The organism is Fluoribacter gormanii (genome assembly GCF_900156395.1).
Classification (GTDB): Bacteria; Pseudomonadota; Gammaproteobacteria; order Legionellales; family Legionellaceae; genus Legionella; species Legionella gormanii.
Window position 1 is genome coordinate 14,617 of the sequence record NZ_FTNL01000005.1, and the last position, 16,019, is coordinate 30,635.

The following is a 16,019-nucleotide window of genomic DNA, read 5'->3' on the forward strand; positions in this document are numbered from 1 at the left end:
GAGGCCATCGTAACCAGGAAAACCTGTAATAGTAGGTAACTTAGGATCCGCTTTGCAAAATCCAGATTAACGAAAACACGTTAATTGGGCATTTTGACCCAATTGCAAATGTGCCTCTGTTCCCAAAGGAATAGGAAAATTAATGTGACCATGACCTATTCCTGCAATTCTTAGTACTGGGATAGCAGTACTTTCAGCAAATCGTTGTAAAATTGGCTCAATCAGAGAAGAACCGTTTGGTTCATGACCATTGAGAAAATCTCCAACTATAATTGCAGCAGCCGATGTAAAAATGTTTGCTTGCTTTAAATGCTCCAGCATTCGATCAACACGGTATCCCCGCTCACCAATTTCTTCGAGCAAAATAATTTTATCTCGACCATCCATTTGCCAACACGTACCAACTCCAGATTGAATGATTGCTAAATTGCCACCAGTTACCTGAGACTTAATAAAACCCTCATTTTGCGCATATTTATTCAATGGGATTAAGCCAGTGAACTTAGCCGATGCCTCACCAAACAAAATTGACTTTACAGCAGCAATTGATTCTCTGGAAAATTTATCAGGCGCAGCAGCACCATGAATTGTTGGCCAATCCCAATGTTGTTGCAAATAGAGATGCAGACACGTGATGTCGCTGATACCTATAAATAGCTTAACCACTTCCGGAGGCTCAATTTCGGCTAATTTTGGGATCAAACGCGTAGAACCGTAACCGCCACGCACACAAATTACTGCTTTTGTTTGGGGATTGCATAAGGCGTTTTTCAAATGTTTAAAACGCATCTCATCTGTATTGGCACATAATACATCCTGAGCAAAAATATCTTCTTGAACGATACATTTTAACCCCCAAGACTCCAATAATTCTTTTAATTCAAGCAATTGACTGTCCGTACTGCGAGATGAAGGTGCAATAATTTCAATCGCGTCTCCAGGACTTAATACAGGTAATTTTTTCATTCTTTATCTCTTAAAAATTATTTCATTCGGGATAAATACTATTTTATTGCAATTTTTTTTAGAGAAAGCAAAGTTTAAATTAATAGAGTTTTACTTAATTTTCCTGGCTCTTCACATACCAAGCGGGGCAAAAGATATCCTGGCACAAGATTCTGTAGTTGCTGATAAATCGCTTGTACCGTATCAAAAGGCAAATCAAAATGAGCCGCTCCTTTTACTTTATCCAATCGATGTAAATAATAAGGTAAAACCCCATATGCGAATAAAGTTTGACTCAAATCAGCCAAAATATGCGCATCATCATTTATTCCTGCTAATAAAACAGTTTGATTCAGCAAATGGCATCCTATTTGTTGTAGCTCACGCAACGCTTGTCCTACCGAATCATCCAGTTCCTGCGCATGGTTACAATGCAACACAATGACCTTGTTGAATCGGGTTGTTTTTAATAAGGAAAGTAAGCCTTGTTCGATCCGCTCGGGAAAAACCACGGGGATCCGTGTATGGATACGCAAAGTGTGCAAATGAGGAATTTCTTCCAATTGTTTTATTAACTCGGCCAGTACCAAATCGGATGCCAATAAGGGATCACCGCCACTTAAAATTACTTCTGTAATGCTGGAATCTTGGGCAATATATTCACAAATGACTTTAAATCCATTGCGGCCAGGATTATTGTCTTGATATGGAAAATGTCTGCGAAAGCAATAACGGCAATTCACAGCGCAAACCCCGGTCAAAGTTAATAAAACACGACCATAATACTTATGCATTAATCCTCGAATTGGATTACTGCTTCGCTCCTCTAAAGGATCGATACTGTACCCTTCATTGCCCTGTAATTCATTTTCGGTCGCTAAAACCTGGAGCAATAAAGGATCGCGAGGATTTCCTTTTTGCATACGCCTTGCAAATCCTAAAGGAACACGACTTGGAAATTGCTTTTCAGCGTCTACATTTCCAGCGGATAAGGGTAGCTCCAGAAAATTCAATAATTCAGTAACTGAAGTAAAACCTTGCGCCAAATTTTTTTGCCAACTTAAAGAGGTATCTCGCATTAATTACACAGACTTGATAAACTGTGCGAACTTTAACTAAAACCGAACAAAATCTCAACTGTGGAGCACTAATGGCAACTTATAGCACCAATGAATTTAAAAATGGCTTGAAAGTAATGGTTGATGACGCCCCATGCACCATTCTCGACTGTGAATTTGTAAAACCAGGAAAAGGACAAGCTTTTACTCGCATAAAAATCCGTAACTTGAAGACAGGTCGAGTTGTAGAGCGCACGTTCAAATCGAATGAAACCTTACCCTCTGCTGACGTTGCCGATGTAGAAATGCAATATCTTTATAACGATGGTGAACAATGGCATTTTATGGTTCCTGATAATTTTGAACAATATGCCTTAAGCAAAGAAACACTCGCTGACGCGGCACAATGGTTAAAAGAACAAGATATCTGTATCGTAACTCTTTGGAATAATGAACCAATACAAGTGACACCACCAAATTTTGTAATTTTAGCAATTACCGAAACGGATCCGGGGTTAAAAGGCGATACTTCTGGAGGTGGCGGAAAACCAGCCATTTTAGAAACTGGAGCGGTTGTACGTGTCCCCTTATTTGTACAAACCGGGGAGTTAATTAAAGTAGATACTCGCAAAGGAGAGTATGTTTCTCGCGCTAAAGAATAACTCAAATAAATCACTCCCCAAAATCTTGGGAAATTTTGATTGAGATAGGAAAACTTAAAATAAAATCCTTCATTCTAAATTAAATTAGACCCAATTTAATAGATCCTCGTAGTTAACTACGAGGATCTGTCCCGTAAAACCGGTAGAAACAGGGAATATAATTAATATACTTGATAGGAATTGTACATACCCCAATAACCCACATCACCTAAATCGTTATAACCATAATAATAAGCATCGCTATCATTATAATAATCAACATCCCAATAGGGACTAGTATGATAGCCAACGGAATAGGTGTAAGCTGGCGTCGTATACGCTGGGGTATAGTACGTTTTAGTATAGGATGGCGTATAATAAACACGCTCCGTAACACATCCTGTGACTAAAAATGTTATCCCTGACACCATTAAAGCAAGTATTAATCTGTTCATGATCTCTTCCTTTGTATTGCAACCCAAGAGACTTAACTTAAAAAATCACCAATGGTGCCAATGATGCCTATGATGCCGTCTTTGCCAATGATGCCATCTGTCCCATCTGTGCCATCTATGCCTGTCCCAGTGATGCCATCGATCCCAATAGGCGTATTTGGTAACTTTCGGTAAATTATAGTTAACTCCAGAAACGTCTGTCCTTAATGCTGGACTCTCAAAACCAGAGGGGGGAGCAGAAAAAGCAGGCAAGGCGGTTAAGAACAGCGGAGTACTTAACACTACGGAGATAATTAGTTTTTTCATAATAGCCTCCTGGCACTTATTACAAGTCTAATTCACGTAGGTTAAGTATACGATATGCATCACATTTAATCAAAGCGATCTGTTTTTTATCTATTTATGATTGATGCACAGAAATACAGGCAACGACTTCCCGTATCCTGAGCCTCTTACTTGATTTACTATGGAGGTTTACGTAGAACTTTAGGCTTCCTACTAACTACATAGGCTTGCACACCGCTCTCCAACACAACCTCCCAATCTGAAGCTATTAAATGGTTCAGTCGGGATGAGTCATCACCTATATGTAAAATGATAGACCATAAAGGAATGTGGCTGTGCTATTTTTGCACAAACTTTACTTATTTCATATTTCTCGATAAATGATTTGCAGAAGCTTGTACTGTAGGCATAATCGTCATTTCTTCGATATCCACATGTTGCGGGCGAGTAATACAATACACGATCGCATCTGCTATATCGTCTGCTAATAAAGGTTGAAAATCTTGATAAAATTCTCTTGCTTTTTGTTTATCATTCCATCGTACTTCACTAAATTCAGTTTCTACTGCGCCAGGAGCAATTTCTGTAACTCGAACCGGACTACCTAACATATCCAATCTCATTGATTTTGAAAGAGCATGTACTGCATGTTTCGTTGCACAATAAACATTACCATTTGGATAACATTCATGTCCGGCCACCGAACTGATATTTACTACATGACCACGACCTCGCTCTAACATACCAGGAATCAAAGCGCGGCTTACATAAAGTAGACCTTTAATATTGGTATCAATCATGATATCCCAATGCTCTTCAATTCCCTTTTGCAATGGTAAAGTATCTAAAGCCAATCCGGCATTGTTAATTAATACATCAATAGATTGCCATTGACCCGGCAAAGAACCCAATTGCTTTTTGACTTGCTCATGATCACATACATCTAAAGGTAAAACGTAATGTTCCTCTCCATAAAGTTGAGTCAGCTCTTTTGCTAAGGCTTCGAGACGTTCGACTCGTCGAGCACAGAGTATTAACCGAGCTCCATGTTGCGCACACAATCGAGCACAAGCCTGACCAATTCCACTGGAAGCCCCTGTAACTAAAATAATTCTATTGGTTAAATCACCCATCTCATGCCTCTTATTTTTTACAATCGTGAAATTTTACTGTTTATTAGGGTATGTTGACAATTCATCTTCTCACCTAAAAACTTGCTTCTGTCTCTTAATTTCAAGTTGAACATCTTGTGGAAGAGTCAGATTTGAGTTCAGGTTGAGTTAAATGGCTTTTCAATGAGTAGTGCACAAGAAGCAAATATTTGATGGGAGGACTATAAGTTAAGATATGAGTGCTCGCAATGCTCAGATTTTTTTCAATAATTGCATCACTTCATCATCAGTTGTTTGTGAAAAATCATTATACCACATCCCTACAGCATAAAAATTAACCGGGCGCATTGGGCAAATAATTTCGTCAACTAAAGGGGCGATTTCATCACAGGTCGAGCGTGCAGCAACTGGAACTGTAACGATAATTTTTGCTGGATTTTGCTTTTTCAATGCAGCAATTGCCGCGCGCATTGTATAGCCCGTCGCGATACCATCATCTACAAGAATTACAGTTTTTCCTGGTAACATCGGGAACGGTTTCTTACCACGATAAGCCAATTCGCGGCGTGATAACTCTTCTTGTTCGGACTTGTGAATTTTATTAATCGCTTCTTTTGATATATGCAGGGAATTGACTATTTCTTCGTTAAAAACAGTTATTCCTCCAGAAGCAATAGCGCCCATAGCCAACTCTTCATGTCCAGGAACGCCGAGCTTACGAACAATAAAAATATCAAGTGGGAGCGAGAGCTTACTCGCAATTTCATAGGCCACAGGGACACCGCCTCGAGGCAATGCCAATACGATTACATCCGTCCGCTTCTCGTAATCTTTAAGTAAATCCGTTAGAACACGGCCTGCTTGATATCGATCATCGTAGTTCATTGCCCTAGTCTCCGAAACGCTCCATCACCTTGAAGTTTAGTCCATACTTTATAAAGTCGCAAAATGGGTACCACATCATCATTCTGACTTTTTTCTAACATAGAAATTCATACTTTGTTATATCAAATGTGTTGCGTTCATTGTGCTATATTTTAACAATTGGCTGTTCTCAAGGAGGATTTAGCAATGAATGTAACGGAAAAAATCATCAAAACACATCTTCTAGAAGGAACAATGGAGCCAGGTAAGGAAATTGCCTTAAAAATTGATCAAACTCTGTGCCAAGATGCTACTGGTACCCTGGTCATGCTGGAATTGGAGGCTATTGGACTTGAACGCACCCAGGCTGAAATATCCGTACAATACGTAGATCACAATCTAATTCAAGAAGACAATAAAAACTCTGACGATCATCTTTTTCTTGCAAGTGCGGCAAGACGTTTTGGGTTTTATTTTAGCCGCCCAGGAAATGGAATCAGTCACGCAGTGCATATGCAAAATTTTGGAATACCGGGTAAAACACTAACTGGATCAGACAGCCATACCTGTGCTGCAGGCTCTCTGGGAATGATTGCCATCGGTTCAGGTGGGTTAGAAGTCGCGATGGCTATAGCCGGCTATCCACTGTACATAAAAATGCCCAAAGTTATGGGTATTCATTTAATAGGTTCCTTACCTAAATGGGTCAGTGCAAAAGATGTTATCCTGGAAATGCTGCGTCGTTATGATGTGAAAGGTGGGGTGGGCTACATTTTTGAATATTATGGAGAAGGATTAAAACACCTAAACGCCATGGATCGCCATGTAATTGCCAATATGGGCGCTGAATTAGGAGCAACTACTACAGTATTTCCTTCAGATGAAATCACCAAAGAATTCTTACAAAGTCAAGGTCGTGAAAAAGACTGGATCGAATTAATTGCAGATCCCAAGACATCATATGATGAACATGCAGAAATCAATCTATCTAAATTGATACCGCTCATCGCAAAGCCTACAAGTCCTGGCAATGTAGTTCCAGTTGCCGAAATAGCAGGGGAAGAAGTCTATCAAACTTATATCGGTTCCTCAGCCAATCCAGGATATCGCGATTTTGCAATTGCAGCTGAAATAGTCAAGGGTCGCACCATTCATCCCAATGTATCCTTTGACATCAATCCAACTTCACGAACCATTTTAGAAGAGTTGGTACGCGATGGGTATTTAGGGAGTCTTATTCACTCTGGGGCTCGCATTCATCAAGCAGGATGCAATGGATGTATTGGGATGGGACAAGCGCCTGCAACAGAAAAAAATAGCTTACGAACCGTACCCAGAAATTTTCCTGGGCGCTCGGGAACAGATGAAGATAAGGTTTTTCTTTGTAGCCCAGAAACCGCAGCTGCGTCCGCTTTGACCGGCGTGATTACTGATCCCACAACTTTGGACATGCCCTATCCAGAAATAAAAATACCCAAGAAAAGGATATTAAATCCCTCCTGCTTTGAAGCACCTTTGCCTTTAGACGAAGCAAAAAAAGTAGAATTAGTCAAAGGCCCGAACATAGTCACTTTACCAGACTTTGAACCATTGCCACATTCATTAAAAATACCCGTGTTACTCAAAGTAGAAAATAATATTTCAACTGATGAAATCTCCCCTGCTGGCGCAAAGGCTCTTCCTTATCGAAGTAATATACCTAAAATTAGTGAATTTACTTTTGGTCATGTCGACCCGGATTATACGGAACGCAGCCAAAAACATAAGAAGGGCCATGTAATCGTAGGTGGAGAAAATTATGGCCAAGGCTCTAGCCGAGAGCATGCAGCTTTAGCTCCTCGCTATTTAGGTCTGCGGGTAGTCATTGCAAAAAGTTTTGCGCGCATCCATTGGCAAAATCTGATCAATTTTGGCATTTTACCTTTGGTTTTTAAAAATTCTAAAGATTACGATTTAATCCATTTAGATGATGTTGTTGAAATCAAAAACTTGCCGGACATTCTGAACAAAGAGTCATTAAAAATAAAAATTAATGAGAAAGAAATCGAGGTAGAACAAACCTTGTCCAAACGTCAAATCGAGCTGCTTATTGAGGGTGGATTAATTAATTGGGTGAAAAAAGATCTAAAAAAGAAGAATAAAGCAAAAAATTGATTTCATTTCAATGTCTTGGGTCAAAATGACCGGTGGTATCTTTTTTACAAAAAAGTTTTTTCACGATCAATATTAGTAGCAATAATACATTTCACCCAAAATCCATGTCATTCCCGCGCAGGCGGGAATCCATCTCTCAAACAAAGTCAGGAATTAATTTGATGGATAGATTCCCGCCTGCGCGAGAAGGACACTATATATAAACAAATGAAAGCCATATATAAAATTTTTCCATTAAAAACCCAATAAAGTGACAATACCTCCAGTCAAAATGACCCAACCTATGAGTATCATTGCAGGAACAGTACTCATGAATCGAAGTTTAGTTTTGGTCCTAAAGGTACGATTTGAGTTGGGTTTATGGTTTTATGACTAAAATAATAATGTTGCTTGATATGTAAAAAATTTACGGTGTCGCGCACCCCTGGGTGATGATACAGTCTTTCTAAATAAGGCTGTATCGCTTCATAGTCACTAATTCGCTGCTGATTGGTCTTGAAATGACTGTAATAGACCGCGTCAAAACGAATTAAGGTAGTAAACAAGCGCCAGTCAGCCTCGGTTAACTGCTCACCCAGTAAGTATTTTTGGTTACGTAAACGAGCATCAAGCTCATCTAGTAAAAGAAATAATTTGATGTATGCCTCTTCATAGGCCTCCTGAGTTGTCGCAAATCCACAACGATAAACTCCATTGTTAATGGCACTATAAATTCGATCATTCAGGGCATCAATTTCCACTCGAAGTGGTTCTGGGTAAAAATCCTGCTCATCACCAGTTAGATGATTAAATGCATAATTAAGCTGACGAATAATTTCAGCTGACTCATTACTAACTATAGTTTTTTCTTTTCTATCCCATAAAACAGGAACAGTTACCCTGCCGGTGTATTTGTTGTCAGCTTTAACATAAAGTTGATATAAGTAGTCCAACCCATAAAGACTATCTCCCGTAGCACCCATTTCTTTTTTAAACGCCCACCCCTTTTCAAGCATATGGGGATGCACTATAGAGACATCAATATAATCTTCCAGTTTTTTGAGTTTTCTAAAAATCAAAGTACGGTGCGCCCAGGGACAAGCAAGTGATACATACAAATGGTAACGTCCTTTTTCAGCAGGAAATCGAGCATGGGGATCATTACTAATCGCGGAATGAAATTGAGTGGGTTCTCGTTTGAACGCCCCTCCAGTTTTGGAGGTATCATACCAAACATCATGCCATTGACCATCAACGAGAAGTCCCATGCTTTTTTCCTTATGAATTCATTATAGTAACACTACACAATCAGTTTATATCAGGACAACTGCTTTTTTAGCAATCATAGATTAATATTGATACCGATATCAGAAAATAATAGCACAGGAATTATTCAATTAATTCTTACCTTTTATCAGGATAACTCTGCTGTTGTCATGTTATGATGCATTACTCAAATCATTTTGATCCATTAATGAATAGAAAAATAATATGCGTTGGCGGCATAAGCATTGATCGAAAATTAACATCAATTCATAAATTGCAATTGGGGACATCTAACCCCGTTTCATCGATATCAACATTTGGCGGTGTTGCTCATAATGTAGCCAAAAATCTTGCATTATTGACTAACAATGTGCATATCTACAGCGTGGTAGGCCAAGATAACAATGGATTAGAGGCCATTGCTAATTTAAAAAGCATGAATGTCGGAATCGAAAATATTCTCACAATTCATGGTAAACCCACAGCTCATTATGATGTTCTTCTCGATGAAGAAGGAGAACTATTTCTTGCTTTAGCGGACATGGAAATTTTTGACCATGTCCCATTAGATCAATTCACGCAATCTTGGTGTGAATGGAATAATGAAGAGATTGTTTTTCTGGATACCAATTTACCCCATGCAATCATTGAATATGCAATGCAAATAGCACGCACCCAAAATATCAAGCTATGCATTGATCCTGTTTCTGTAATCAAAGCCCAAAAATTGCCTCCCTGTCTGGATAATCTTTTTCTGTTGAAACCAGATCGTTTCGAGGCAGAAGTATTGACTCAATCCCATATTCATTCAGTATCTGATTGCATCAAAGCTGGACAATTGTTGTTAGATAAAGGCGTTAGGAATTGCATCATCAGTTTGGGAAAAGCCGGATATGTGATTGTTAACGAAACCGTCCAAAAACATGTTCCAGCATTTTTTATCGATCCAATAGTCGATGTCAGTGGAGCTGGTGATGCCTTTATTGCAGGGATCCTCTATGAGTTGAAACAGAACAAACCAATTATTGATGCCTGTCAAACAGGGGCAGCAATGGCCGCCTTAACCGTACAATCCTGTCACACTGTAAATGAGCAGATAAATTATGAAGCATTAAGAACTATTCAGTTAAACCATTCAATAAGAGAAATACATCATGAAGCAATTTTTTGAATACTCCCCAGAAGTAAAATCAGCACTCGAGCATAAAAAGCCGATACTGGCATTAGAGTCGACGATTATTTCCCATGGCATGCCTTATCCTGATAATTATGAAACCGCGCAAGCAGTGGAGCAGATTGTACGTGAACACGATGTCACACCCGCAACCATTGCGGTGATTGATGGGAAAATCAAAATTGGTTTAACAGCAAGTGAATTGCAGCAATTTGCAAACAATACAGAGGTTTTGAAAGCAAGCCGGCGCGATTTACCTTTTATGGTGGTCAATAGACATTCTGCCGGAACAACTGTTGCTGCAACCTTATTTTGTGCTGCCAAAGCAGGCATTAAATTATTCGCTACTGGAGGGATTGGAGGGGTCCATCGAGGTGATGCACAGGATATTTCCGCTGATCTCATTGAAATTTCCAGAACACCCATTGCTGTGATTTGTGCAGGTGCAAAAGCCATACTTGACCTGCCGCGTACTTTGGAATTTTTAGAAATGATGAGTGTACCTGTCATCGGATATCGCACCCAAGTATTACCTGCGTTTTATACAGACTCAACCCATTATCCTTTGTCAACCTGGGTAGAAGATGTACCAAATCTTGCTCATATATTAACTGCTCATTGGGATATAGGTATGTCTTCAGGGGTTTTAATCACCAACCCAATTCCTGCGGAGTTTAATATTCCACACGAGGTGATTGAGCCAGTAATTATGAATGCCATACAAAAAGCTGAGCAAAATAATATTTCAGGAAAAGCATTAACACCATTTCTCTTAGCTGAAGTAGCTCAGCTCACACAAGGCAAAAGTTTGCTTGCCAATATTGCGTTAATTAAAAACAATGCATGCCTGGGTGCAGAACTTGCACGCATTATTTATTCGGGAAGGAATGTGGAATGACTATTCACGAAACTAACATCTGAATTGTAACCCGGGTGAGCGCAGCGGAACCTGGGATTTGAGAATCAGTTTTTCCCTGGTTTCGCTGCATTCATATCATTTAGTACATTAATTCATAGTGCGTTCGACCATACAAGCACCAATCGTATCGCTTGTTCGTTCTTTGGCCACTAAAACCCCTTTTTCAGATGCATAATTCATATCTAGAGGATTACATATCATAGCTCGAACCAATCGTGCCCCCTTCCCAGGCATCCCCGCATGCATTACTTTTTTATTATCGATAAGCAATACATCCCCTTTTTTCCACAAGCAAGATGAATAATAGTTTCGCATGAGTTGTGCGAGATCTTTAACCTCTTTGTCGCTAAAGCAACTTCCCACTTTCGCTGTCTTTGCTGGTAAGCATTTGCTTTTTCTACTCGCTTTAAAATTAGACAATTTTGTCCGTACAATCTTATATGCGTTTTTGGGTGAATTAAAAAAGGAAATACATCCAATGGCGAGTAATTCGACTAAATTGAACATTGAAGTTGGCAAGCGCCAAAAAAATCGATGCCAAAACCAAACCGGTCCTTTATAGTCATCCATAAAACACTTTCGCAGTTCATAATTAAGTGTAGGTAGCTCAAACATATTGATTTGCAATGCCTTTTCTTGAGTAAGAGGATGCTCCCATACACTCGGTTTATACATATATACAAACTGCTCCTCTCCCTCGCCAACAATAGGGAGATTGAATTTTTGGCATATTATTTTTACTGCATCGTGAGTAATTTGATATCGTTCAGCAATTTCGGCAACAGACCATTTGCAAACAAAAAAGGAATTATTTTCTAGTTTTTGTTTCAAGTCATCATGCAAATGACTGTAGATTTTTTGTGTATTAATTAAACCGGTTTCACCACCTAATTCTGATGGTTGAAAACAACAAAAACAAAGATAACTCGGAACATCAGTAGAATAATAATTTTCAGAATGAAAACCACCTAAATACAATGTTCCGCCAGTTTTATAAACAGAATTAGTGTGTAGAACAAATTGGAGATTATCAACATGAACTCGACCATTTTCAGACATAAACGCTTCACTGATACCGCGAAATTCCGGGATACTCAAAACAACCTTTTCGAATTGTTCGTCTGTATTGATGTCAAAGCCTCTTAAAAGAACCGCTCCATAATGAGCCATATCTTCAATAATTTGACGGGAATTGGATATAAGAAACTGCTGCAAAAACTCAATGTCTGTAGCGTTATTTGCCTCAATAACCAGAGGCATTTCATGTTCTTCAGATAAGATGAGTCGCTCATCTTGCTGGAGAAATCGTGTAACTACTCCTTGATATTCCGTGCGCATCCCTATAATTTCCTTATAAAATGACCATAAAACTATAACATAAAAAAACGTGCGAAGATAAATGCAGCCTATTTGGAACAATTCTTCATTTGAAGTTTAATTATTGCGAATCATGATTAATCAATAAGTAATTGATGCACTTTTTCCCCTCTGAGGGGAAAAGGAGTTCTTCAGGTTAGAATGTTTGTGGAGAGTGTTATTGCTAATTTGAACTCTTGGTCCTCATAAAAAGCTGGCCAAGCTTTAATAAATAGCAGTAAATTTTTATTAGGAACAAGATACTTACCTCTAATATTCAGCTGAGTCATTGGATCAGGAATTGGAATTGTATTACTCACCGTAGGCAGATCAAGTTGTTTCTTTTTTACCCATATTTCTATGGAGGTTTTCTCATAGGAATGCCCACTCGGACTTAAAACAGGATCGTTCATTGTTTCAGAAAGTATTGGATCTTTAATATCCTCATCAACTTTCTGTAATTTAGTCCAATATTCTTCAGGCTTCAAAGAAGTTGCAGAAATATAGTTAATAATTGTTTTGAGCTTAATATTTGGATAAAAATCAGTTCCTTCTTTCAAATCAGGATATTTTTCCAATAAAGAGTCACGCTCATAGGAAATACCATCACTAACTCGTGTCACTGGGTCTTTCATTACCTTCATCTGCCCCGTCTTTAATATCGTAATCGGGCAAGTTAGTGCAATAATTATTCCTTCTGGTAAAGTAACTACTGTGGATTCCAATTTTGAATCCAAAACTTCTTGTTTGGGTTTTGGTGCATCAATATGGTAACTTGTGTAACCTTTTAATTTTGTTTGTTGCCCGGCTTTCGGATTAATTCTATTTTCTACATAATATCCATTCTCAGAGAGAATTTTTAATAATCCAGGAAGATGAGGTTTTGCTTTTTCGTCCGTCATATCGATAAAACCACCCACTGAATCAACAACGGCAAGAAACATATCGCTCTCGGGAAGAAAATTATTTACAATCCATCCTTCATGATTTGATAACATATAGCGCTGAGGGGCATTAATTACCCATAGAGATAATTGTTTATCCCAGCTAAGCGATTGAACTGTAAGCAAACCTTCTACTCGGCTATCACGGATTAGCCATAGCTTATCGCCATTTTGTTGTAACTTGGTGAGCATTGAGAAATCAGGCTGAATCTTTAGCCATTCAACCTTAGAGATAAGCATTTTATTGGTTTCATCAGGTTCCATTTTACCGTAGATAAAAATATCCGCATCGTTACTTGCTTCGATCTTTAGCTCCATTGTTCCTCCTCATTATCAAGTTGAGTCATAATCTTTAAACTGGCACAGGATGTATTTTCGAATAAAAGACTACACTTTAATCTAGGGCGCAATTTCAACTTTTTTGATCAACATTTATAAACATTAACAAGATAGACTATAGAATAAAAAATGAATGAGCATTCTCTGTCGTAGAGAAAAAAATGCAGTTCATATTAAACATTTATTACCCCTAAAGTCCGAGGATAGTATCGTGACTTTAGGGTGAGACAGGACTATCTATTTGTTACTTAATGTGACAGCGGCTTGCGAATCATGAGCCTCTTCTGTTTCTGGGGAGTGGCCCTTTTCTTGCCACCAATATTGTAATTTTTGACAACCATGAAGTGCTGCTCTATATAAATCGGGAAGGATGGATACAATGGCATCAAGAAAATCAGAAAAACCACCTTTATTATAGCCGTAAATGCAACGGCTAAATTCCGCACCTTTTTTACTTAGCGCAATCGTATCGTCTTTTTTAGAGAAGAATCGATTTGGTTCGAAACCTAATTGAAATTTTTTTTCATATTCTTGTAATTCTTGAGCAAATTCATCTTCAATGTCATCCGCAATAAGATGTTTTACTTGCTTTTCAGTAAGAACAGGATAAAGCACTGCCATCATATCACGTATTGATTCATTCGTTGTCAAATTGCTTACTTTGCTGTTACGTTTTTTCCCATCTTCACCTAGACTCCAATTACACGCACTGACTAAAAGAGCTAAAGATTCTTGATATTCAGTATATGCAGTAGCACGTTGGTAGATAAAATAAGCGGTTGCCCCCCAGCCTATCCAACCTAAAAAACCAATTACCGGCAGAAAAGATAAGGCGCTTGCGGTTACACCAAAGACAACACTTCCTATGATTTTTTGATCGATACTCTTGAGTTGTGAGGATTTTTCTCTTACCAGCGCAGTACAATTCTTTAAAAACTCGATATGATTGGAGCTGTTAACTCGGAAGTGCTGCCCTTCTTTAATAGTAACACCGAGTACGTTTCCATCAGCTGCATAAGCTCCTTTTGCAATTGTAAAATAATTTTGTGACTCCAATTGCAGCTTACTAAGATCACTGTTAATACTCAATTGAGACATTGAGGTATAAGGAAGTTTGTCTATTATCCCTAAAGTTGCTAATACTGATGACATTTTAGTCTACTCATAAATAAAAAAAGCATTCTAAATTTAATTGAGCACAATGACAATGAATAAATGTGCAAAATAATGCTAGCTAAGTAACTTCTTGATTTATTATTTTTTTTCTTTTGAAGTGGAGTAAATTGTCTTATTTAAGCCACAGGGAAATTACGAGTTTGTTTATTAAATGAAGGCAATTTACGCTTAGTTTTTTTTGATGATTAATTGTCTAATATCAGATGCTATTTCACGGATTGTTTTTTCCTTATGGATGTCGTTACGAATATCAAGATCAAACTCATCTTCTAAGTCAAAAAATAAATTAACTAAATCCAGAGAACGAGGAACAATTTGGTCGATTGATTGATCCAAATCAATTTCTTCAGGGGAGATTTCTTGGGTTCTTGCAATTAAATTTATAACACGATTTTCTATTGTTTGCGTCATAAAAAAATCCTTTTTTTATTCTCTAATTTGATTAATACATTCATATAGAGTATACAGCCAGCTATCGTCCAACTCCATTAATATTTATCCTGTCAATCCATTGTAAACATTTCTCGTATATCCTGATATTTAGCTCATTTAAAAACCAAATCGTTTGAAGCACTGAGCACCTAATGATTTCATCGCAGTGCATTGAATTATTGTAGTTGTCGCGGCTGCGTCATTTGCAATTTGAATGACATAGGACTGTCCATTGGAACATGCGATATTCCAATAGGCTGCATCATTGAGATCAACTCCCTGATAAAAAGATTCAATAGCAATACACGGCTCGCCTGCTGAGTTGATAATACCACTTAGTATTTGTGTTTTTTGCTCTGATGTTCTGCTTAATAAAATATCATTGGCAATATTGGCATAATCGCAAGAAGTAAATGCCAAGAGGAAAAGCATCATCATAGACTTACTCATAATGCATCCTTAAAATTGAATCGCATCGCCACAGCAAGATTTAGGTCTATATGATGTTATTGTAGGATATGGAATGGATTTCTCCATTTAATTCATGAAATGGCTCATCAGAATATTTAAGAATTATCCACAAGTGACAAGGAGAAAAAGCATCCTAACACTTTATCTCCTGCAAATCTCTTAAAACCTAGCGTTCATCACAGACAGTATAATACCCATGGCGAAAAGGATTACTGCGTGATCTAAATTTATAATCGCGACAACGTTGGCCATGATCATCGCTATACCGCCTATCTAATCGAAATGAAAAATCACCGAAATTCATATCTTGTTGCCATTCTCGTTCTTGACGCGCCCTATCTTCTTCATCCATTTGTTTTAAAAATTTACTAAGCTTGCTAGCATGGCCTACTGTAAAGAGAGAGGTAATGAGTAGAAGCAAGATTATTTTTTTCATAAATAGATCCTAA

The 16,019-nt window shown here is 38.1% G+C and carries 17 protein-coding genes; 4 read left to right on the forward strand and 13 right to left on the reverse strand.

Annotated features, from left to right (window positions below):
* Nucleotides 1–66: 66 nt before the first annotated feature.
* Nucleotides 67–966 carry a S66 peptidase family protein gene (locus tag BW930_RS04525; RefSeq protein ID WP_058467195.1) on the reverse strand — a complete coding sequence of 300 codons (900 nt, stop codon included), beginning with the start codon at nt 964–966 and terminating at the stop codon, nt 67–69.
* Nucleotides 967–1,040: 74 nt separating this feature from the next.
* The gene (gene epmB / locus BW930_RS04530; RefSeq protein WP_058467196.1) at nt 1,041–2,024 is read right to left on the reverse strand and encodes an EF-P beta-lysylation protein EpmB; all 984 of its coding nucleotides are present in this window, start codon (nt 2,022–2,024) and stop codon (nt 1,041–1,043) included.
* 71 nt (nt 2,025–2,095) lie between these two features.
* Between epmB and efp the strand changes: the two genes are divergently transcribed.
* Nucleotides 2,096–2,665 (forward strand): elongation factor P, encoded by a 570-nt coding sequence (efp, locus tag BW930_RS04535; RefSeq protein ID WP_058467197.1) that lies wholly within the window; start codon nt 2,096–2,098, stop codon nt 2,663–2,665.
* Between the two features lie 161 nt (nt 2,666–2,826).
* Here the strand turns inward: efp and BW930_RS04540 are convergent, their stop codons facing one another.
* The 4 genes from BW930_RS04540 to BW930_RS04555 form a co-directional block, all read right to left on the reverse strand.
* Nucleotides 2,827–3,099, reverse strand: coding sequence for a hypothetical protein (locus tag BW930_RS04540; protein ID WP_058467198.1), 273 nt, complete (start codon nt 3,097–3,099; stop codon nt 2,827–2,829).
* A 45-nt stretch (nt 3,100–3,144) separates the two neighbouring features.
* Entirely contained in the window at nt 3,145–3,405 is a 261-nt protein-coding gene (locus BW930_RS04545) for a hypothetical protein (RefSeq protein ID WP_058467199.1), read from the reverse strand.
* A gap of 338 nt (nt 3,406–3,743) precedes the next feature.
* Nucleotides 3,744–4,517, reverse strand: coding sequence for an SDR family NAD(P)-dependent oxidoreductase (locus tag BW930_RS04550; protein WP_058467200.1), 774 nt, complete (start codon nt 4,515–4,517; stop codon nt 3,744–3,746).
* 231 nt (nt 4,518–4,748) lie between these two features.
* Nucleotides 4,749–5,381, reverse strand: coding sequence for a phosphoribosyltransferase (locus BW930_RS04555; RefSeq protein ID WP_058467201.1), 633 nt, complete (start codon nt 5,379–5,381; stop codon nt 4,749–4,751).
* 186 nt (nt 5,382–5,567) lie between these two features.
* On the opposite strand from BW930_RS04555, the gene BW930_RS04560 reads away from it, so the two are divergent.
* Nucleotides 5,568–7,514 (forward strand): aconitate hydratase, encoded by a 1,947-nt coding sequence (locus tag BW930_RS04560; RefSeq protein WP_058467202.1) that lies wholly within the window; start codon nt 5,568–5,570, stop codon nt 7,512–7,514.
* A 308-nt stretch (nt 7,515–7,822) separates the two neighbouring features.
* Here BW930_RS04560 and BW930_RS04565 read toward each other — a convergent pair whose 3' ends face one another.
* Nucleotides 7,823–8,761: a glutathione S-transferase family protein gene (locus tag BW930_RS04565; protein ID WP_058467203.1), complete on the reverse strand. Its 939-nt coding sequence runs from the start codon at nt 8,759–8,761 to the stop codon at nt 7,823–7,825.
* Nucleotides 8,762–8,967: 206 nt separating this feature from the next.
* Between BW930_RS04565 and BW930_RS04570 the strand changes: the two genes are divergently transcribed.
* Together BW930_RS04570 and BW930_RS04575 are read left to right on the forward strand one after the other, a co-directional pair.
* Nucleotides 8,968–9,930: a carbohydrate kinase family protein gene (locus tag BW930_RS04570; RefSeq protein WP_058467274.1), complete on the forward strand. Its 963-nt coding sequence runs from the start codon at nt 8,968–8,970 to the stop codon at nt 9,928–9,930.
* A complete protein-coding gene (locus tag BW930_RS04575; protein ID WP_058467204.1) occupies nt 9,914–10,831 on the forward strand; it encodes a pseudouridine-5'-phosphate glycosidase in 918 nt (305 codons plus the stop codon). The genes BW930_RS04570 and BW930_RS04575 overlap by 17 nt, the downstream gene beginning before the upstream one ends.
* A 108-nt stretch (nt 10,832–10,939) precedes the next feature.
* Here BW930_RS04575 and BW930_RS04580 read toward each other — a convergent pair whose 3' ends face one another.
* The 6 genes from BW930_RS04580 to BW930_RS04605 form a co-directional block, all read right to left on the reverse strand.
* Nucleotides 10,940–12,190, reverse strand: a complete 1,251-nt coding sequence (locus tag BW930_RS04580; RefSeq protein WP_058467205.1) for a TauD/TfdA family dioxygenase — start codon at nt 12,188–12,190, stop codon at nt 10,940–10,942.
* A 170-nt stretch (nt 12,191–12,360) separates the two neighbouring features.
* The gene (locus BW930_RS04585) at nt 12,361–13,470 is read right to left on the reverse strand and encodes a U-box domain-containing protein (RefSeq protein WP_058467206.1); all 1,110 of its coding nucleotides are present in this window, start codon (nt 13,468–13,470) and stop codon (nt 12,361–12,363) included.
* A gap of 258 nt (nt 13,471–13,728) precedes the next feature.
* Nucleotides 13,729–14,643 (reverse strand): hypothetical protein, encoded by a 915-nt coding sequence (locus BW930_RS04590; RefSeq protein WP_058467207.1) that lies wholly within the window; start codon nt 14,641–14,643, stop codon nt 13,729–13,731.
* 192 nt (nt 14,644–14,835) lie between these two features.
* Entirely contained in the window at nt 14,836–15,078 is a 243-nt protein-coding gene (locus BW930_RS04595; protein WP_058467208.1) for an acyl carrier protein, read from the reverse strand.
* A 138-nt stretch (nt 15,079–15,216) separates the two neighbouring features.
* Nucleotides 15,217–15,549 carry a hypothetical protein gene (locus tag BW930_RS04600; RefSeq protein ID WP_058467209.1) on the reverse strand — a complete coding sequence of 111 codons (333 nt, stop codon included), beginning with the start codon at nt 15,547–15,549 and terminating at the stop codon, nt 15,217–15,219.
* 187 nt (nt 15,550–15,736) lie between these two features.
* The gene (locus BW930_RS04605; protein ID WP_058467210.1) at nt 15,737–16,006 is read right to left on the reverse strand and encodes a hypothetical protein; all 270 of its coding nucleotides are present in this window, start codon (nt 16,004–16,006) and stop codon (nt 15,737–15,739) included.
* Between the last annotated feature and the right edge of the window lie 13 nt (nt 16,007–16,019).